The 15,080-nt window shown below is 71.2% G+C and carries 12 protein-coding genes; 8 read left to right on the forward strand and 4 right to left on the reverse strand.

The window, feature by feature from the left end:
• Positions 1–3: 3 nt before the first annotated feature.
• Genes AB0N03_RS35490 through AB0N03_RS35520 form a run of 7 tightly spaced genes read left to right on the forward strand, consistent with a single transcriptional unit; the run spans position 4 to position 8,836 of the window.
• Positions 4–1,203: a hypothetical protein gene (locus AB0N03_RS35490; RefSeq protein ID WP_364381224.1), complete on the forward strand. Its 1,200-nt coding sequence runs from the start codon at positions 4–6 to the stop codon at positions 1,201–1,203.
• Entirely contained in the window at positions 1,200–3,218 is a 2,019-nt protein-coding gene (locus AB0N03_RS35495; protein WP_364381227.1) for a hypothetical protein, read from the forward strand. Before AB0N03_RS35490 ends, AB0N03_RS35495 begins: the two co-directional genes overlap by 4 nt.
• Positions 3,215–4,348 (forward strand): hypothetical protein, encoded by a 1,134-nt coding sequence (locus tag AB0N03_RS35500; protein ID WP_364381230.1) that lies wholly within the window; start codon positions 3,215–3,217, stop codon positions 4,346–4,348. The genes AB0N03_RS35495 and AB0N03_RS35500 overlap by 4 nt, the downstream gene beginning before the upstream one ends.
• Positions 4,345–4,851, forward strand: coding sequence for a hypothetical protein (locus AB0N03_RS35505; protein WP_364381233.1), 507 nt, complete (start codon positions 4,345–4,347; stop codon positions 4,849–4,851). Before AB0N03_RS35500 ends, AB0N03_RS35505 begins: the two co-directional genes overlap by 4 nt.
• The gene (locus AB0N03_RS35510) at positions 4,848–6,461 is read left to right on the forward strand and encodes a hypothetical protein (RefSeq protein ID WP_364381236.1); all 1,614 of its coding nucleotides are present in this window, start codon (positions 4,848–4,850) and stop codon (positions 6,459–6,461) included. The genes AB0N03_RS35505 and AB0N03_RS35510 overlap by 4 nt, the downstream gene beginning before the upstream one ends.
• Position 6,462: 1 nt before the next feature.
• Complete coding sequence (locus tag AB0N03_RS35515) at positions 6,463–8,547, forward strand: AAA family ATPase (RefSeq protein WP_364381239.1); 2,085 nt, start codon at positions 6,463–6,465, stop codon at positions 8,545–8,547.
• The gene (locus AB0N03_RS35520) at positions 8,540–8,836 is read left to right on the forward strand and encodes a hypothetical protein (protein ID WP_364381242.1); all 297 of its coding nucleotides are present in this window, start codon (positions 8,540–8,542) and stop codon (positions 8,834–8,836) included. Before AB0N03_RS35515 ends, AB0N03_RS35520 begins: the two co-directional genes overlap by 8 nt.
• Positions 8,837–8,838: 2 nt before the next feature.
• Here the strand turns inward: AB0N03_RS35520 and AB0N03_RS35525 are convergent, their stop codons facing one another.
• The gene (locus tag AB0N03_RS35525) at positions 8,839–9,513 is read right to left on the reverse strand and encodes a HEAT repeat domain-containing protein (RefSeq protein ID WP_364381245.1); all 675 of its coding nucleotides are present in this window, start codon (positions 9,511–9,513) and stop codon (positions 8,839–8,841) included.
• A 76-nt stretch (positions 9,514–9,589) separates the two neighbouring features.
• Positions 9,590–13,111, reverse strand: a complete 3,522-nt coding sequence (locus tag AB0N03_RS35530; RefSeq protein WP_364381247.1) for a hypothetical protein — start codon at positions 13,109–13,111, stop codon at positions 9,590–9,592.
• 118 nt (positions 13,112–13,229) lie between these two features.
• Between AB0N03_RS35530 and AB0N03_RS35535 the strand changes: the two genes are divergently transcribed.
• On the forward strand, positions 13,230–13,406 hold the full coding sequence (locus AB0N03_RS35535) for an acyl carrier protein (protein ID WP_364381250.1): 177 nt from the start codon (positions 13,230–13,232) through the stop codon (positions 13,404–13,406).
• Here AB0N03_RS35535 and AB0N03_RS35540 read toward each other — a convergent pair.
• Both AB0N03_RS35540 and AB0N03_RS35545 read right to left on the reverse strand, forming a co-directional pair.
• On the reverse strand, positions 13,403–14,215 hold the full coding sequence (locus tag AB0N03_RS35540; RefSeq protein ID WP_364381253.1) for a SigB/SigF/SigG family RNA polymerase sigma factor: 813 nt from the start codon (positions 14,213–14,215) through the stop codon (positions 13,403–13,405). The genes AB0N03_RS35535 and AB0N03_RS35540 overlap by 4 nt on opposite strands.
• Before the next feature lie 95 nt (positions 14,216–14,310).
• Positions 14,311–14,919 (reverse strand): hypothetical protein, encoded by a 609-nt coding sequence (locus AB0N03_RS35545; RefSeq protein WP_364381256.1) that lies wholly within the window; start codon positions 14,917–14,919, stop codon positions 14,311–14,313.
• Positions 14,920–15,080: the final 161 nt, after the last annotated feature.

Consider the following 15,080-nt stretch of genomic DNA (forward strand, 5'->3'; position numbering starts at 1 on the left):
GAGATGACCGAGGCAACGACAGAAGAACAGCCCTTCCGCCGGCTGCGCTACTTCCACGGGCAGCTGCTCACCGCCCGCGACTTCCAGCGCGAGCAGGAGTACTTCCGCGAAAAGCTCAAGCTGCGGATGCGCTGCCTGCTCGGCTACGGCTTGGTGTGCGGGCTGTTCGTGGAACCGGCCCCGCCGGACGACTCGAAGGACAAGACCGAACACCAGGCGAAGGTGCGCATCACCGCCGGGCTCGGCGTCGACTGCGACGGCAACGAGATCGTCGTCCCGGGCGGCTGCGCGATCGACCTGGGGGAAGCGCTGCACGAGGACGAACGCACCGGCGGGACGACGGTGTGGGTCGGCGTCGAGTACACCGAACGCGCGGTCGAGCCGACCCGGACCGTGTTCAACTCGGCCTGCGCGGACACCTCGGACTGCGACTTCGGCTACACCGAAGAAAGCTACTGCGTCCGGGTCACCACCAAGGCGCCGCCGAAGGACGAGCGCTGCGAGACCTGCTGCACCCGGTGCGAGCACAAGGTCCTGTGGCTGGCCCGGATCGACGACGTCGACTTCGGCAAGCCGGTCCGCGAAGAGCAGATCCACCTGGACGTCCGCCGCTTCTTCGGCCGCCGCGTGCCGACGGTGATCACCGGCGTCAACTGGCGTCACGGCCACACCTACACCGTGAACGAGGCCAAGGAGCTGCTCGGCACGCAGAAGGACTCGGGCGGCCTGGTCGTCGAGTTCTCCGACGGCGTCCGCGTCGACAGCCTGCGCCGGGGCGTGGTGGAGGTCCAGGTGATCGAGGGCGGGGCCGGCCGCAACGCCGACACCTGGTACATGGGCGGCCGGTTCGAGGAGCCCACCGGGAAGGACGGCGAGTTCACCGACCACTTCCGTTACCGGCAGACCACCCGCGAGACGCTGCAGGACGGCGACCGCGTGCTGATCACCGTCCGCACGGCGTTCATCCTCGACCACTGCTGCCGTCCGGTCGACGGCACCAACGTCGGCGGCCGGGTCCCGTTCATCGGCCGGGCCACGGCCGACGCCGAGACGGAGACCGGCCACGGCCACGACCCGAAGCCGGATCCCGAGCCGACCGGCTGCCTCGTGCCGCCGACGGGCATCGGGCCGTGGACGTCCGGCACCGGTGCGGGCGGGGACGTCTTCGAGAGCTGGTTCTTCGTCACCGAGGAGCGTTCATGAGCAAGTCCGACTGCGGGTGCGGGTGCGGTGGGGCGCCCGCCTTCCCGGCCGCGTTCGTCCGGCCGCGCTTCTTCGCCGGCCAGCTGCTCACCGAGGACGACCTCACCCTGCTGACCGACTACGTCGCCGGGAAGGACCGGCTGCACAACCGGATGGTGTCCGGCCCGGGTGTCGTGTGCGGGCTGGAGGTCACCTGCGACTCGTGCGCCGGCGGGACGGTGTCCGTTCACCCCGGGCACGCCCTCGACTGCTGCGGCAACGACATCGTGCTGTCCTGCAGGGAAAAGGTCGACGTCCAGGCACTCGTGCGGGAGCTGCGGGTGTCGTCGCCGGGCATCTCGTGCGGCGACCCGTGCGACGACGATCAGCGCCACTACGGGCTCTTCGTGCGGTACGAGGAGAGCATGGCCGACCCGGTCACGCCGTTCGCGACCGAGGAGCCGTGCCCGGCGCCGGGCTGCGTGCCCTCGCGGGTCCAGGAGGGCTTCCGGTTCGTCGTCAAGTGCGACACCGCCGACGACCACCGGTACAACCCGGCCACCAAGCTCCTGACGCAGATCGGGGACAAGGACGCCTACGAGCGGGTCCGGCTGCTGAGCCGGCGGCTCGAACGCTACCTGGACCCGATGTCGGTCGCGGGCTCGTCCTCGACCCGGACGATCGAGTTCGGGCCGGCCGACGCCGTCCGGTACACCGACAACCTCCGGCTGCTGCAGAACAGCGGTGAAGGCGTCCCGCAGCCGCCCGTCGCCCGGCAGCAGACCGAGTACGTGCGGGCCCTGGCGAGCGCCCTCGCCCGGTACGACACCTACGACGCCGCGGGGCAGCAGGACCTGCAGGCCCAGCACGAACTCGGGGAGATCGACACCGCCCGGCAGGTGCTCGGCGCGGCGTGCGACCGGCTGACCGGGACGAAGCCGGAGGAGGTGTGGCCGGAGCCGGCGCACCGGGCGGTCGCGCTGGCCGTCTTGGCCGAGGCGAAGAACCGGGTGGCGACCGCCGACCCCGACGCACCCATCGAGGTCCGCCTGCTGGCTCAGGGGACTCCGCTGGACAACGTGCTGGAGGCGGAGTTCCGGGCCGACCTCGTGCGGATCCGGGAGTGGCTGCTCGGCCGGCTGGACCGGGTGTCCGGCGTCGCGGACTGCGTGCTGCACGACGACGTGCGCCAGGTCGCCGTCCCCCAGCCGGTGCCCGTACCGGAGCCGGATCCTGCTCAGCGGCTGACGATCGCCGACCTGGGGCTGCTCGCGGACGCGGCCGGGAAGCTGACGACGTGCGTGCGCCGGTTCGTCACCGACGCGGCCTGCTCGACGCTGAACCCGCCGTGCGTGGACTGCGCCGACGACGACGTGCTGCTCGCGCACCTGGAGCTGGACGGTTGCGACGTCGTGCGCGTGTGCTCGGCGACGCGGGAGCAGGTCCTGCCGGGTGGCTCGGCGTACGGCGAGTGGCTGCCGAAGCTCTACCAGCTGCGGCACCTCGCCGAGCAGGTGTGCTGTCAGCCGACGCCGGTGTACCAGCCGCCCGGCGTACCGGAGTCGGGCCCGGTCGCGCGGCCGTACGTCTCCGGGCTGCTCGAACCGTGGCGGCAGCGAGGCCCGCTGGAGCACATGTGGGATCTCCTCGTGACCCCGGCGCCGGGCGAGACCGTGCCCAAGCCTGTGCGCGAGCAGGTGTACACCGTGCCGGCCGAGGTGACCGACAGCCTGCAGGAGATGAACGCGCTGCGGGGGCAGGTGAGCGACCTGATCGCGACCGTGGAGGCGTTGCGGGACCAGCTGGACACCGCTCGAGCACAGGTCTCGCAGGTGCGGGAGGAACTACCGGACCGGCTTTCCGACCGGCTGTCGGAGCTGGAGAGCGCGCCCGTCGCGGAACCGGAACCGGAACCGGAGCCGGAGCCGGAGGCCGAGTCCGAGCCCGAGCCGAAGCCGCCCGCCCGGCGGTCCCGGTCGTCGTCGAGCCGGAGCGGCGGGACCGCCCGCAAGCCGCGGTCGGGTGAGTCGTCGTGACCGGTCCGCTGCGCCCGGAGTTCCACGAAGGGCAGGTGCTCGCCGCCGCGGACCTGGCGGCGACCGTCTCCTACGCCCGCTCGGCGGCCGTCCGGCACGCGCGCCTGTCCCACGACTGGGGCATCGCCGACGGGCTCGCCCTGACGACCGAGAACCGGACCGACCCGGCGACGGGTGCCCGCTTCGCCGAGGTGAGCGTCCAGGCCGGGCTGGCGGTCGACGGGACCGGCCGGGAGATCGTGGTGCCGGCCCCGGTCGTGCTGTCGGAGGCCGACTTCGAGGCCGTCAACGGCGCCGACCGGCCGACGACCGAGCCGTACCCGGTGTTCCTGACCGCCGTGGACCGGGCCCAACCGGCGACCGGGCCCACGTCGTGCGCCGGCGCCGCCGGCCCGGCTCGCGTGGAGGAGTCCTACCAGATCCTCTTCCGGCGGCTGGGCGACGAGCGGCTGGTGGCCGACCAGCAGCCGCCCGCGGTGAACGCCGCGCCGGCCGCCCCACCCGTGCAGTGGCTGGTGCTGCTGGGTTTCGTCCAGTGGACCGATGGTCACTTCACGCGGGCCGTCCCGGCGGCCCGGGGCGTCGAACCTCGGTACGCCGGGGTGCGCGCGGACACCGTGTCGGCCCGGTCGGGTGAGCTGTCACTGCGGAGCCGGCCCGCGGCCGGCGAGGGCGAGCCGGCGCTGGTGCTGTCCGGTTCGGACGCACCGACGCTGGTCTACGGGCTGTACAAGGGCACCGGTGCGGTCGACCCGCTGATGACGGTGGAGTCCAACGGAAACCTCACCATCGCGGGGAGCTTCTCCGGCCGGATCTCCGCCGGCAGCGTGCTGGCGACGTCCGGCAGCGCGACGGACGGGATGCTGCTGCCGCTGCCGTCGGGGGTGACGCCGGAGGAGGTCGCCGACGGCCGGGTGTCGCTGCACGTCTACGTGACGCCGCGGATCCCCGCGTCCGGCTCCGGGCTCACCGTCGCGGCCGAGGCCAGGGTGGACGAGCGGCGGCGCGTCCGGTGCCGGCTGCGGTCCTACGACCCCGGCGCGGGCCCGGCGGTCACCGAACGCCCGGGCGCGGTCGACTTCCTGGTCCTGGCAACGGTTTCGGCGACGAGCGGGGGTGGCGGAGGATGAGCGTCTTCGCGGTGTACGAGTCGAGCACCGGAGTGGTGGTGGGCGGAGTCAAGGTGATCGGCACCGCCGCGCCGACGGTGGCCACGCTCGTCGGCGACGCGCTGCCCGTGCGCGTGTCGCTCGACGCGGGGGTGGCCACCTTGTCCTTGCCGGGCACGGAACTGGCCGTGCACGAAGCCGACGACCAGCCGGAGGTGTTCACCGACCCGCTGGCCTACGGGGTCACCCGGCCGCCCAAGCCCGCGCTGGCGAAGCTGCCGTCGATCGACGCGCCCACGTTCGACGGCACCGGGCTGGTCGTCACGCTGAAGGGGGACGCCGCTCAGGACACCGCCGTGTTCGCGTTGGTTTCCGAGGGCACGGAGACGCTGCCCGTCACCGGGACCGTCGCGAAAGGCGCGAACGACGTGACGATCCCGGTCACGGTGAGCGCGGGCGCGCACGCCGTGCTGCTGCTGGTGGCGGGCCGGGCGGGCCGGCTGGACGAGGTCGAGAAGCCGTGAGCGCGCCCACCGCCGGCGAGATCACCGTGCACCGCTGCGCGGTGCGCGTGGTCCGGCGCGGGGGGTGGAGCTGGGGGCCCGACCCCCGGGGCCTCGTCCAGCGGGTGCTCGACGCGCTGCCGGACCTGCTGGCCGCGGAGTTCGACGAGTACCTCACCGGCGACGGCCCGGACCTGGAGATCACCGAGCCGGTGCGCCTGTCCGTCCGGCTGTCCGCACGCGGGGGCGGCGGGCTGGTGCCGGCGGGTCTTCTCCTCGAACGAGCGGCGGCCGGCGACCCGCGGCCCGAACCGCTCCCGGTTCCGGCGCCCGCGGATCCGGCCGCGCCGGACGCCGGCGGCGAGTCGTCCGTCGTCGGGGACGTGCCGGAGACCACGGTGGCCGCGCTGTTCGAGGAGCTGGCGGCGCGGGACGAGCTGGCCGCGTTGCTCGCCCTGCTCCCCGAAGAGACGATGCGGGTGTACCTCTCCGCACTGCTCACCGGCGAACCGGCCGGCCAGCTCACCTCGGGACCGGTGGCCGAGCTGGCGGCGGAACTGGCCCGCCGGTCGTCTCGGCCGCGGCCGCCCACGACGCACGCCGGACTCGCCGAGCTGGTGGGTTCCGGGCCGGAGGAGCGGTCCGCGCCCGCCGCGAGGCCGGCGGGGGAGACACGGGTCGGCTCGGTGCTCCCGTTCCTGCTGGCCGGTCCGCTGGCGAGAACCGGCTACCTGGACGCGCTCGGCCCGGCACTGTCCGGAGTGGACCTGCTCGGCGACGCCCCGCTGTTCGCCGCCGCCCTGGCGTACAAGGTCCTGGGCGCGCCGCAGCGGGGCTGGCGGCGGACGCCGGAGGACGACGTGGCCGCCGTGACATTTGCCGGCCTGGATTCGGTGCCCGGCCTGGCCGCCTTCGCCCGGCGGGTCCGCCCCGCGCTGCCGGTGCTGGACGGGGTGCTGGCGCTTTCCCTGTGCCGCGGGCACGATCCCGCCGGCCCGCTGCTGGTCACGGGCGTGGACGACGGCCTGCTGCTGGTCGACCCCCAGGGCCTGTTCCCGGTCGCGTGGGCGGCCACGGCGGACGGTCTGGTGCCGCACTGGGCCGCCTGCGGCCGGCCACCGGTGCTGGTCCGCGCCGGCCGGCTCCCGCCGACGTGCCTGCGCGACCTCGCGGCGGCGGGCGTCCGGTTCATCACCGACGCGCGCCCGCTGCGCGACGATCCGCTGACCCGCCTGCGGTGGCGGACTCCACTGTGGACGACCGGCGGGGCGGAACCCCGGCTCGCGGCGCAGCTGCCCGCCGGGCACCTGGACGAGCTGGTGCGCACGTTGTTCGTCGAGCACCGGGCCGTGCCCCGGCCGGGGGATCGCGCGCTCGAGCACAGCGTCACGCTGGCGGCGTCCCTTGCGCTGGGCATGCTCGCCTGGCAGCTGTGGCAAGGACCCTCCCCGGTCCTGGCGCTGACGAGGTTCGCCGATCTCGAGGGCACGGTCCGGTTCACCCGCGACGCGGTGCGCGTCAAGATCCCCCTGGGCCGCCGGCACGCGGACCTGGGGCGGGCCGGCGCCCTGACCGACGTGCCGGACGTCGTCTGGCTGGGCGGCCGGACCCTGACCTTCTCCGGTGGCTGAGATGAGCGGACTGGCGGTCGAGCACCTCCGGGTGCGCCTGGCGGAGCTGCACCAGGCGCTGCGGATCGCCGTCGCCCGCCAGGCCGAGGCCGCGGCGCTGCTGACGCGCCCGGACCTGACCCCGTTCTGCGTGACGGACGAGCAGGTCGACGGGTTGCTGGACCGCGTGGACGCCTTCGCCGAGGCGATGACCGAGCCGGCGTCGCCGCCGTGCCGGGAGCCGGAGTCCGAGCAGCACCTCAGGCGCCTGGGCGCGGCCCGCGGGGAGACGCTACCGCTGGACGCCCTCGCGACCCGCTACGGCCTGACCCGGGTCGAGCAGGACGCGCTGCTGCTGGTGGCCGCGCCGGAGCTGGACCCGGGCTACGAGCGCGTCTACGCCTACGTGGTGGACAACCTGAACCGGCGCGCGCCCTGCGTGGAGCTGCTGGTCACCGTGGTCGCGGAGACCCCGGCGGACCGCCTGGCCGTCCGCCGCGCGCTGGGCTCCGCGGGCCGGCTGCGCCGCTACGGCCTGCTGCGGGCGTACGGCGAGGCGCCGAGCGAGCCGGCCCGCGAGCTGGCCCTCGGCGCCGGCGTGTTCGAGTACCTGATGGGCTGGGGCGGCGACGTCGGGAGCCTCGGCCACGACCCCGGTGAGGTGGTGCGGCCGGACCGGCCGGTGGCGTCGCCGTACGTCCGGGCGGAGCGGCTGAGCACGCTCGGCCGTGCGCTGGCCGCCGGTGACGTCGACGTGGTCGGCCTGTGGGGATGTCCCGCCGACAGCCAGGTCGACGTCGCGCAGGCGCTGGCGACCGCGGCCGGCCGGCCACTGCGCCGCGTGACCGCCGACGTGGCGCACGACCTGCGGACCGCGGCCGCGCTGGACGCGATCCTGTGGCTGCCGACGGTGGGCGGCGCGGCCCACGCCGACCTCGACGAGGTCCTGGTGAGATCGGGCGTGCCGCTGTGCTTGACCGGGACGAACCCGTGGCGTCCGCCCGGGTTGCTGGCCGCCCGCACGTACGCGGAGCTGACGATCCCGGTGCCGGGTTTCCCGGAGCGCCGGGAGATGTGGTCCTCGGCGTTCCCGGTGCTGGCCGACGACGTGCTGGCGGACCTGGCCGCCCGCTACCGCATGAGCGGCGGCGAGCTGCGCGCGGTGGCCGCGGTCGCCGACGCCGACGCGCGCCTGTCCGGCCACGGCCACCCGGGCACCGAGCACGTGGAGCCGGCGATCGCCACGGTGACCCGCGGGCGCGCGAGCGGCGTCGCGCAGTCGATCACCCCGCGCCGCACGCTGGACGACCTGGTGCTGCCGGAGGCCCAGCTGGGCCAGATCGGCGAGATCGCGTCGGCGTTCCGCGCGTGGCCCCGCATCGCGGAGTCCTGGGGTTTCGCCCGCAAGACGACGACCGGCGGGGTGAAGGCGCTGTTCACCGGCGAGCCGGGCACGGGCAAGACGATGTCGGCCGAGGTCGTCACCGGGATGCTGGGCCTGGAGCTGCTGAAGGTGGACCTGGCGCAGGTGGTGTCGAAGTGGGTGGGGGAGACGGAGAAGAACATGGAGGAGGTGTTCCGGCAGGCGGAGGACAGCCAGGCGGTGCTGTTGTTCGACGAGGCGGACGCGCTGTTCGGCAAGCGCGGCGAAGTCAAGCAGGGGACCGACCGGTACGCCAACCTGGAGGTCGGCTACCTGCTGCAGCGCCTGGAAGCGAGCGACGGCCTGATCATCCTGACGAGCAACCTGAAGGAGAACATCGACCCGGCGTTCACCCGGCGGTTCCACTTCGTGGTCCACTTCCCCCGCCCCGGGCCGGCCGAGCGCCGCCGCCTGTGGCAGCTGGCGTTCCCCCCGGAGGCGCCGCTGTCTCCGGACGTGGACTTGGACGTGTTGTGCCGCCTGGACATGACGGGAGCGGGCATCACCTCGGCGGCCCGCACGGCAGCATTGGCCGCGGCCGACGTTTCGAGCTCGTCGATCGCGATGCGCCACGTGGTGCGCGGTGTGTCGCGGCAGTTCCAGCGCGAGGCGCGGTTGTTCCGCCCGGCCGAGCTGGGCCGGTATGCTGGACTTCTGACCGAGAACGGGAGTGCGCATGCCTGAGCTGATGCCCCCTGCGACGAAGCCGGCCGTGCCGGTCACTGCCCACGAGCTCAGCACCGCGTCGGCCGCGGACAAGGGTAAGAAGAAGCTGGTTTTGGTGCCCGCTGTGGTCGGGAACGCCCAGGCGGCGAAGACGGCCATGGACGGGAGTTCGAAGACGGTGCCTTCGCATTTGGCTTCGACGTTCGCGGCGGGGCAGGACCGGGTGGGGAACGCCGCGATCGCCGGGGCGGCGATGCGGGTGGTCCCGATGGTGGTGCCGCACAAGGACGCCTGCTCCGGCTGTTGAGGTCAGGAGGGCGGTTCCTGGTGCAAGTCGGCGGCTGAGTTTTCGCCGAAGCCGTACGCGAGTGCGCGGCGGGCAGAGTTCCGGAGGGTCTCCGGCAGCGTCGGGTTTCCGGCCGTCTTCCGCAGAAAACGCTCGTCGGGAAACTTTTCCCAGCTGGTCAGGCTGTCGATCAACATTTCGGCGATCTGCGGTTCCTGCTCATGACGAAGCCGGTCGGCGAACAGCAGTCCGGCCTTCTCGCCGTCGTCGAAGTCGTAGAGGAACTCGATGGCAGTACCTCGCACGGCTCGCTCGGGGTGGTTCACATACTCGAGCAGGTGTGGTACCGCCTGCTCGTAGCGGAGTGAGTGCAACGCCCTGATCGTGACGGCGACGTCAGGACGGTGGGGATCTTCGGCACCATCGGCAAGAACCGCCAGCAGTCCCGCGGGTGCGTCCTCGGACCTGTCGATGTCCTCCAGCATCGAGACGTAGTCTTCCTTTTGCATGGTGTGCGGGCTCTTGAGCGCGTCGACGAGAAGGTCGCCCGCCGCTGGGTCTCGCCGTGTCGTCAATGCCTCGAGTACCGCCGTCACGGCTCCTTCGCCGCTGTGGGGAAGCTCCTTCAGTAGCCGGCGGGCCACCGTGCGCAACTCGGCAGCGCATTCGGCAGGAAGCTCGCCGAGTTCCCGGATCACCGTTTCGCGTGCTGCGCCGTGGGGGTTTTCCCGCGACTTCCGGGTGGCGACGAGACCTAGGATGCGGGTTTCGCAACTACTTGCCACTGGAACCTCCGAGCGCGCTGCGTACGAGGTCGGCCGTGACCTGTCCCTGCACGCCGCCGAGTACGGAGATTCTCCTGATCTTAGCGCTGACCTTCGTCGCGACATCCTCGGGATCATCGGGAAGCTTGGATATGATCAAGTAGTTCGCGACGGCGGGTACATCCTTCTGATGTGACCTCTCCAGCTTGAAGACCAACTTGTTCCGGCCGCCTTCGTAGACTTGGAGCTCCTTCGGGAGGTCGGAACGTTTCGTGTGGAAGACGAAGTACTTGCCCGCTCGTCCACGGTCGACGATGGCTCCTTCGTCTTCGCTCTCCAACTTGTTAGCCGTACCGCCGTCGATTGCGCCAAGGGGGCTGTGCATGATCTCGGAGAGCCCGCCGGGGGCGAACTCGATTTCCACGAGAACGGCGTAGTTGTATTTCGACACGTCCCGCTGTGGCTTCTGCTTGCGTTCGATGTAATGGGTGGCGTAAAGGGCGTCCTCGGAGATTCCAGGCTCGCCCTTTGCGGCGCCTTTGTCATCCTTCTTGATGCCGATGTTCTGGTTCTTCTGCATGCGGAGGAGCGCGCGCAAGCTCATCGCGCGGAAGGTGCCTTCAAGCTGACTGCTGTCGTCTCCTTCCTCGGTCTTGTCCACGACGGGGATCTTCTCGGCGAACTCTTCGAACGTCGGGTTGATCTCGCCGACTATTTTCGCTTTGGTCGGACCCTGGTCCTCGATGCGCAGTACCCGCAGGCCGTATCTGATCCTGATGCCGGTCAACAACGCGCGGAGGCGGATGCCCTTGATCCCCTTTTCCAGTGCGCCGTGGACTGCCTTGCGTGCTGCGGCGAGGCGTTTCCGCTGGCCTTCTGGGGTGTCGTCACCGCCCCGTAGTTTGTCCTTGACCTTCTTGCCGGCGGCCTTGAGCTTGTCCTTGACCTTCTTCGCCAAAGCCTTGACCTTGGCCCAAACCTTCTTCACTAACCCGACGATCTTGTCGATCACCCAGTCGATGGCCTTGTTCACCGGCCGAGCGAGCTTCTGGAAAACCTCCTTGACCTTCCCCGCGATCCCACCGATCCCGAGCAGTGCCGCCAACGCCCCGATCAACACCGGGATCGACCGCGCCAAAGCCTTCTCCACCAGGTCGGCCACCCCGCCGGTGCCGCCCTTCGCGATCGCGATCACCGCGTCCAGGACCGTGTTGACGAACTCGAGGATCTGCCTGCCGTTCGTCACGATGAACTTGATGATGTCGATGATCATCTTGCACGCGCGGATGAACGCCGACGCGGGATTGAACAGTGAGATGATCCACGTGACGCCGGCCATGATGATCGTCGGCAGCAGGTAGGACACCAGGTTGTCGATCAGGTTCTTCTTCAAGTCGCCGACGCGAGCCTTGAGGTCGTCCCACAGCGCCCGCACCCCGCGCGTCCGGACCTCCATGATGATCGGGAGCGCGGCCTTGCCGGCGTCGATGGCGGCCATGGCCTCCTTGGGGACCTTCCGCGCGACACGGGCGAGGAGGTTGGCCCCGGACAGCCCCAGCAGGCTGGCGATCAGCACCAGGATGCTCACGATGTCGAAGCTCTTCGGCAGCTCGATGCCGGCCGTCGCCGCCGTGCCCAGCAGCCAGGACAGGACGCCCTGCTGGAGGTGGGCCTTGGCGTGGTTCTTGAACTGCTTCAACCCGCCACCGACGGCCGACACCAGGTTGCCCAGGAAGCCGATCGGGTCCTTGAGGATGGCCAGCACGGCCTGCGCCGCCTTCGCGAGCACCCCCAGCAGGATGTCCTTCAGCTCGAGGATCGTCTTGATGACGCCCTTGACCGCGTCCAGGGCCTTGTCGACCAGCCCCTTGTTCTTCTCCTTCTCCGCGGCGATCTCGGCGTCGACCGACTTGACCGCGTCGGTGTACTTCGTGGCCAGCGTGTCGACCAGCTCGGTGCTCTTGTCGTCGACGGACTGGGTCAGCTCGTCGAACTGGTCGGCGAAACCGGCGGCCGCCTCCTTGCCCAGCGCCTTGAGGTCCTTCGGCAGGCCGTCGACGGCCTTCTGCAGCTCCGAACGACCCGTGGCGATCCGCTGCTTCGCCCTGGTCAGCTCGCGGCCGATGGTGTCCGCCACGGCCCGGATGACCCCGCGCATCCCCTTGACGTAGTGGTCCCGGGCCTCGACGAAGATCTGGTTCGCTTCCTCCGGCAGCCCGAACAGCTTGTCGTGGCCCCACTTGACCAGGCCCCAGCCGCCGCTGTAGCGACGGTCCTTGTATTCGTCCATCTTCTGCCGGTGTTCGGCGGTGAACGCGTCGCGGGCTTCCTTCTCGCCCTTCGTGAACTGGTCGTCGACGAGCTTGTCCAGCCCGGTGAGGATGCCTTCGACGTCGGTCTTCATGGTGTCGAAGACCTTCTGCAGAACGGCCGTCACCTGGGTGCGCTTGTCCTCGTCGCTGGTCTTCGTGTTCTTCTTCCCGCCGCCGACCTGCCGGCCGGTGCGCACGCGGTCGTTGGCGATCGCGCCCATGGCGGCGGCGCCGAAGTGCTTCGCCTGCGCGGTCGTCTGGCGCAGCTGCTGCGCCTCGCTCTTGCGGAGCTCGGGCGGCGTCGCCTGCGAGTGGTTCTCCGCGGTCTGCTTGTCCTTGAGGGCCCCGCCGAACGCCGGCTCGTTCGACTTCTTCAGCTGCTGCTCGGTGACCTGGTTGTCGGCCATCTCCTGGTTGACGTTCGCCGGTCCGGCGGACAGGTCGGTCGCCGACGGCGGCAGCTGGTTCGGCGTGGCCTTCGCCGGGTCGGGCGTGCCCGGGGTGCCCGGCGGGCGGTCGGCCGCCATGGGCGTGACCTGCTTGAGCTCGGCGGCCGAGGTGTCCGGGGGCGCCGCGGTCGTGTCGGCGATCTGCTCGGCCGACTCCGATTTGCCCTCGCCGACTTTGCCGGCCACCTCGGCCTTGACCTCGGCCGGCTTGCCGGAGCCGGCGAACTCGTCGGCCTCCTCCAGGTTCTTCGGCGCCTTCTCGGCGATCGCCTTCTCGACAGCCTTGATGAACGCTTCCTTGTCGAACTCCTTCGGCTTGGCCTCGTTCATCTTCTCGGCGTTGGCCGTCTTGCCCTGCGCCACCTCGTCGTCCTTGGGCGGCACCGAGGCGTTCTGCGCCGACGTCGCTTCCTTGTTCGCCGGGGGATGGGACTTCGCGACCGTGCGCTTCTTCTGTGCGACGTCCTTCTTCAGCACCGCGAACTTCGGGTCCGCTCCCGGGCTCCTGGCCAGGCCCGCCGCCACCGCGCCGTTGCCGACCTTGTCCTGCGACTCCTTGCGCGACGGGTCGGCGAGCGGCTTCTTGTCGCCCGCCCGCAATGCCGCCAGCGCCGCGGCGTTCGACGGCGGCAGCGGGGCGGGCTTCCGCTGCGGCGGGCGGTCCTTCAGCGCCGCCGGTGCCGTGGTCGGTGCGGTCGCCGGTGCCGTGGTCGTCGCCGAGTCCACCGTCAGCGCGGGAAGCTTCGCGCGAGCCCTCGGTGGCGGCGGCATGGGACAGCTCTCCTCCCGCTACGGCAACCCTGGACAGCGTCGCAGCCGGCCGTCACCAGGGCGTCGCGGAAACGTCCCGCACGAGCGGGGAGGCGGAACCTGCGGTATACCCGGAGCAGTGGAAGGCACCCGGGCCGCGCTCGACGTCGAGCGGGGTGACCGGGTGCTCGTCCACGTCGGCAGCCGGGTCGAGTTCGCCGAGTACCTTCCGGCCGTCCTGCCCGCCACGGTCGTCTTCGACCAGCCCACGGTCGCCGAACTGGCTCGATACCTCGGGAAGGAGCCGCGTGGCTAGTCGGCGACGATGCGGTGGCGCAGCTGCTCGAGGGTCTTGTTCAGCAGCCGGGACACCTGCATCTGCGAGACGCCGACCCGCTCCGCGATCTGGCTCTGCGTCAGCTCTTCGACGAACCGCATCTCGATGATCGCGCGTTCCCGGGGTGGGAGGCCCGCCATCGCGGCCTGCAGCGTCAGGTGGTCGTCGGCCTTGCTGTACGGGGATTCGCGGTCGGCCAGCTGGTCGGCGACCGTCACGTTGTCGCCGCCGCGGGCGGGCGCGTCGAGCGAGGCGGGTTTGTAGGCCTCCGCCGCGAGAAGTCCTTCTCGGACGGTCTCGACGTCGATGTCGAGGTGCGCCGCGAGCTCGCTCGGGGTGGGAGAGCGGCCCAGGTCGTGGGCCAGTTCGCCGGCCGCGCGGGCGAGGTTCTGCTGCAGCTCCTTGAGCCCCCGGGGCACGCGCATCGACCAGGCGCTGTCGCGGAAGTGCCGCCGGACCTCGCCCATGATCGTCGGTACCGCGAAGGACAGGAAGTCGCGGCCCTTTCCAGGGTCGTAGCGGTCGACGGCGTGGATCAGACCGGTGCGCGCGACCTGCACGAGGTCGTCGAAGGACTCGCCGCGACCGCCGAAGCGCTTGGCGATGTTCTCGGCGAGTTCGAGGTGCTCGGTGATCAGCCGGTCACGCAGATCGGACCGCCGGGGGTCCTCCGCGGCCAGCCGGCTGTGCTCGTCGAACAGCGGAACGCAGTGGGCGAACTGGTTGGACCGCCGCGGCGTGGACACGACTGGTGCCGCGGCGGGTCTTTCCGGTGCTGTGACAGCCATGGTGCCCACATACCCAAAGCTGTCCGGAATCACACGAACCGGTGATCAGGAAGGTGGGTATTGCTGCACTCGGAGTAACGAAGGTAAACGGGAGGCTAAGTGCGGTTTCCCCCGCAGGGCAGCGTTCCCGCGCGCAGGGCGTGGCCGCCGTCGGCGGAGTCGTCCGCCCAGACCACCGCCTTGCGTCCGCCGGCACACGTCGACGGCGGGGCGATCGCGAACCCCTCGTTGTTGTAGTCGGACATCTGCGACGGCCGCGCGTACGTCGCGGACACCGTGAACTTGCCGTCGACGATCTTCAGTGTCGCCGACTTGCCGTCGCACGTGTCGTCGCAGACCGACCAGAGGCTGCCCGTCTCCGGGTCGAACTCCAGCTCCATGACCTTCGGGAACCCGGACGCGATGGTCGCCACGCGGGTGAACCCGCCGGTGCCGTGGCCGGCGTAGGTCGCCGGGTCGTAGGGCGCCTTCGTGTGGTCGTCGCGGAAGCCGCCGGCGGTCAGGAACGCGTCCGGGACCCAGGTGATGCCCTCGAAACCGCCGTTGTCGTCGACGTCGGGCAGGTCGCCGGTGAGATCCCACTCCGCGACCGCACTGAGCGATGCCGAGGACGAACCGGTGTCGAACCGCAGCATTTTCAGCAGGCTGCCGTCCTCGTCGGTGTCGCGCTCGGTCGCGGCGAACACACCGTCCGGCGTGGCCACCACGCCCTCGGCGTCCGGGTCACCGCTGCCGCCGCGGTAGTGCAGCTTCTTCCCCGACGGCCAGCCGCTCGCCGGGGCCCAGGTGCTGCCGGTGCGGGTGAGCCGGTACAGGGTGCCGGGGCCGTTCTTGACCGCCCACAGGACGTCGGCACCTTCGAAGG

It is taken from the genome of Amycolatopsis sp. NPDC051061 (assembly GCF_040682935.1).
GTDB lineage: Bacteria > Actinomycetota > Actinomycetes > Mycobacteriales > Pseudonocardiaceae > Amycolatopsis.

What these genes read in the sequence shown, in the direction of transcription:
- AB0N03_RS35495 (WP_364381227.1), top strand. Translation starts at nt 1,200, where the DNA reads ATGAGCAAGTCCGACTGCGGGTGCGGGTGCGGTGGGGCGCCCGCCTTC.
- AB0N03_RS35515 (WP_364381239.1), top strand. Translation starts at nt 6,463, where the DNA reads ATGAGCGGACTGGCGGTCGAGCACCTCCGGGTGCGCCTGGCGGAGCTG.
- AB0N03_RS35505 (WP_364381233.1), top strand. Translation starts at nt 4,345, where the DNA reads ATGAGCGTCTTCGCGGTGTACGAGTCGAGCACCGGAGTGGTGGTGGGC.
- AB0N03_RS35490 (WP_364381224.1), top strand. Translation starts at nt 4, where the DNA reads ATGACCGAGGCAACGACAGAAGAACAGCCCTTCCGCCGGCTGCGCTAC.
- AB0N03_RS35540 (WP_364381253.1), bottom strand. Translation starts at nt 14,215, where the DNA reads ATGGCTGTCACAGCACCGGAAAGACCCGCCGCGGCACCAGTCGTGTCC.
- AB0N03_RS35530 (WP_364381247.1), bottom strand. Translation starts at nt 13,111, where the DNA reads ATGCCGCCGCCACCGAGGGCTCGCGCGAAGCTTCCCGCGCTGACGGTG.
- AB0N03_RS35520 (WP_364381242.1), top strand. Translation starts at nt 8,540, where the DNA reads ATGCCTGAGCTGATGCCCCCTGCGACGAAGCCGGCCGTGCCGGTCACT.